The organism is Embleya sp. NPDC005971 (assembly GCF_040629175.1).
In the GTDB taxonomy this organism is placed as follows: domain Bacteria; phylum Actinomycetota; class Actinomycetes; order Streptomycetales; family Streptomycetaceae; genus Embleya.
In genome coordinates this window covers 1-3,796 of the sequence record NZ_JBEXUX010000160.1, presented here as the reverse complement: position 1 = coordinate 3,796, position 3,796 = coordinate 1, and the positions used below count along the sequence as shown (strand labels likewise).

Here is a 3,796-nt window from a genome sequence, read left to right as displayed (position 1 = left end):
TGGATCTCGCGCCGGGCGTGCGGCACCGCGTATCCCGCGTTGCGTGCCTGCAACGCTAGAAAACACGGGGACGGCACCGGCCGGGGTCGCGGGTCCGGCTCGGGGTCAGCCGGTGCGGTCGCGGCAGGACTGGGCGGGTTGCCGGTGGTCTGCCGCGATTCGGTAGGCGGCGACCAGGAGCGGCAGCGAGTCGCTCGCGGCCTGGTTGATCGTGCCGGTGAGGGACAGTCGGCGGGCCGGGGCGTAGAGCTGGAAGGCGCCGAAGAATCCCTGGTGCACCCAGACTTCCTCACCGTCCAGGACGAACCGCCGGATTCCCATGGCCAGTTGTCCGTCCGGCCCGGGTGTGAGCATGGCTCGCAGTCGCGGAACAGGCGTCCCTCGAACAGGCCCCGGACGAACCGGGTGAGGTCCGCCGACGTGCTCACCGGCCCGCCTCCGCCGAAGGTGTCGAACGTGGGGTTGTAGTCGCGCGTGTCGACGTCGCCGATGTAGGCATGCGAGAGCGGCGCGGCGCGCGGGCGTTCCCAGTGTTCGAGACAGGTGTCGCGCATGCCCAGCGGATCCAGCACCAGGTCACGGTAGACCCGGTGCAACGGTCGTCCGGTCACCCGCTCGATCACGAAGCCGGCGAGCGCGTATCCGGTGTCCTGGTAGTGCGAGCCGGCCCCGGGCGGGAAGTACGGACTGCCGTGCGTGATCGCGTATTCGACTGCCGGACTGAGACACGCCGCTCGATCCGCCGTTCGATCCGCCGACCTTCGCCAAAATGTGCCGATACGTCGACCTTCGTTGACCGGATGCCGATCCCGGTGTGAGGGTTCCCTCGCTCGGGCGACGAACCCGGCGCAGTGGTGGTCGGATTCGTGGTCGGGGCGTCCTTCAACCCGAGGAGCCTCGATGCATCGCAGAAAGCTGACGATCGGGTCGGTCCTGACCCTGCTCGCCGGCCTGGTAATCGGCACCACCACCCCATCGAACGCGACAGCACCACCGACCCCCTTTTCCGCCGCCGCTCGCACGGCGGCGATCGACGCGGCCGACCGGGCCGTCTCCGCCGGCCCGAACGCACTGGCCAAGGTGCCCGGAGAAAGCTATCTGCGGAGCCTGGTGACGCCGTGGGTGGACAACCTCTACTCGATCGCCTACACCCGCACCTACCGCGGCCTGCCCGTTGTCGGCGGCGACGCCGCCGTGTTGGCCGACGGCACCGGCAAGGTCCACGTCGTGGAGCCGGGCAACGCGGTGCCCGCCGACGTCCCGACCGAGCCGACCGTCCCCGCCGCCGTCGCCGAGAGCACCGCCCGGACCCGCCTGGCCGCCGTCGACCGGGTCGACGCACGTCGCCTGGTGGTGCGGGTCGGTCCGGACGCCACCCGACTCGCCTGGGAAACCGTGCTGATCGGCCGCACCGACTCGGCGCCCGGCAAACTGCACGTGTTCGTCGACGCCCGCACCGGCGCGGTGCTCGACTCCTACGACGACGTGCGCGCCGGCACCGGCCACAGCAAGTGGAACGGTCCCGACCCGATCACCATCACCACGGCCGGCTCCGGCGGCAGCTACTTCATGCAGGATCTGACCCGCCCCGGCCTGAGTTGCGCGAGGTTCAACGCCGGCGTGCTCACCAAGCCCGTCGACGACTGGGGCACCGGCAATCCCACCAGCATCAAGACCGGCTGCGTCGACTCCATGTGGGCCGCGCAGAAGGAATGGGACATGCTGCGCACCTGGCTCGGCCGCAACGGGCACAACGGCACCGGCGGCACCTGGCCGGTGGTCGTCGGATTGAACCAGGTCAACGCCTACTTCGACGACACCAAGGTGATCATCGGCCACGACAACAGGGGCCAGTGGTTGGGCGCGATGGACGTCGTGGGCCACGAGTACGCGCACGGCATCGACAAGACCAGCCCCGGCTACCCGTTCGCGGCCCCGGGCCTGTTCGAGGGCACCGGCGACATCTTCGGCGCTCTCACGGAGGCATACGCCAACGAACCCCCGCCGTTCGACGTCCCGGACTACACCGTCGGCGAGATGGTCGACCTGGGCTCCAACCCGCTCCGCTACATGTACAACCCCTCCCTCGCCGGTGACCCGAACTGCTACTCGAGCACCATGCCGCCGGAGCCGCACCGGGCGGCCGGTCCGCTGAACCACTGGTTCTACCTGCTCGCCGAGGGCAGCAACCCCGGCGGCGGCAAGCCCGTCAGCCCGACCTGCAACAACACCACCCTCACCGGGGTCGGTATCCAACTGGCCGGCAAGGTCTTCTACGGCGGCCTGCTGCTCAGGACGAGCGGCACGAACTACCCGAAGGTACGGCGGCAGACCCTGTACGCGGCCAAGGCACTCGACCCCACGTGCACCCTGTTCAAGAAGACCAGGGACGCCTGGAACGCGGTCGGCGTGCCGGCAACGGCCGGCGACCCCACCTGCCCCTGACCCGTGATCCCGCGCCTCCCGCGCCGTCGAGGCGGCGCGGGAGACGCGGGAGACGCGGGAGGCGCGGGAGACGGGTGACCGCGCGACCGGAACGCCGGAGTCCACGATTTCGCCAGTATTTGCTGGCCTCGCCGGATCCCTTCGCTCGGGACACGTGGCCGTGTGAGTGTTTCGCTCGCTCGGGCACGAACCCCGGCGTGCACGGTCGGCCGCAACGCCCATAAGGCGCGCGGCACAAAGCCGGATTCGTGGTCGAGGTTTGCCTTCCACTCAAGGAGCCTCGATGAATCGCAGAACGACCACGGCCGGGACCGTCCTGGCCATGCTCGCCGGTTTGGCGATCGGCACGGTTGCTCAGCCGGCCGCCGCCGACCCGCCTCCCCCTCCCGGCTCGCAGTCCTTGGCGGTCTCCGCCGCCGACCGGGCCGCGGCCAGCGGTCTGGACACCCTCGCGAAGGGTCCCGACGAGGAGTACCAGCGGCAGTCGGTGACCCCGTGGGTCAACGATCTGTACTCCGTCTCCTACCAGCGCACCTACCGCGGCATCCCGGTGGTCGGCGGCGACGCCGTCGTGCTTACGGACGGCCGGGGCCGGGTCCGGGCGACCCAGTCCTCGACCGACGCCCGAATATACGTCCAGGTGCAACCCGTGGTGGCGGCCGGCGCGGCCGAGGCCACCTCCAAGACCAGGCTCGCGGTCGTGGACAAGGTCGAGTCGCACCGCCTGGTCGTCCGGGTCAAGGACGACAAGAGCGCGCTGGCCTGGGAAACCGTGCTGGTCGGTCGTACCGCGACCGCGCCCAGCAGGCTGCACGTGTTCGTCGACGCGAGCACGGGCACGGTGCTCGACACCGTCGACGACGTCAAGGCCGGCACCGGCAACAGCCAGTGGAACGGCCCGAACCCGCTCACCATCGACACCACCAACTCCGGTGGTTCGTATTCTCTGCGCGACCCGAACCGTCCCGGCCTGACCTGCTCCGACTACAGCAGCGGCCAGGTCTTCACGAAGTCCAGCGACTCGTGGGGCAACGGTCAGGCGTCCAGCAAGGAGACCGGCTGCGTCGACGTCATGTGGGCGGCGCAGAAGGAATGGAACATGCTCCGCGACTGGCTCGGTCGCAACGGGCACAACGGCAACGGCGGAAGCTGGCCGGTCAAGGTCGGCCTCAACGACGTCAACGCCTACTGGGACGGCTCGTCCATTTCCATCGGCCACAACCAGTCGAACCAGTGGATCGGCTCGATGGACGTCGTCGGCCACGAATTCGGCCACGGCATCGACCAGAACACCCCCGGCGGCACCAGCGGCGAGGCGGGTCTGGGCGAGGGCACCGGCGACATCATGGGT

Annotated in this window: 2 protein-coding genes and 2 pseudogenes; 2 read left to right on the top strand and 2 right to left on the bottom strand. The window is 69.8% G+C overall.

Translation table 11 applies throughout. The features are described 5' to 3' along the window. Nucleotides 1–105: 105 nt before the first annotated feature. Together ABZ374_RS48220 and ABZ374_RS48215 are read right to left on the bottom strand one after the other, a co-directional pair. Nucleotides 106–354, bottom strand: coding sequence for a hypothetical protein (locus ABZ374_RS48220; protein ID WP_360325117.1), 249 nt, complete (start codon nt 352–354; stop codon nt 106–108). A 32-nt stretch (nt 355–386) separates the two neighbouring features. Continuing rightward, nucleotides 387–965, bottom strand: a pseudogene (locus tag ABZ374_RS48215) (serine hydrolase domain-containing protein); the annotation flags it as partial. On the opposite strand from ABZ374_RS48215, the gene ABZ374_RS48210 reads away from it, so the two are divergent. Together ABZ374_RS48210 and ABZ374_RS48205 are read left to right on the top strand one after the other, a co-directional pair. Beyond that, nucleotides 901–2,445: a M4 family metallopeptidase gene (locus ABZ374_RS48210; RefSeq protein ID WP_360325114.1), complete on the top strand. Its 1,545-nt coding sequence runs from the start codon at nt 901–903 to the stop codon at nt 2,443–2,445. The pseudogene ABZ374_RS48215 and the gene ABZ374_RS48210 sit on opposite strands and share 65 nt — an antisense overlap. Before the next feature lie 283 nt (nt 2,446–2,728). Then, nucleotides 2,729–3,796: pseudogene (locus tag ABZ374_RS48205) on the top strand (peptidase M28); the annotation flags it as partial.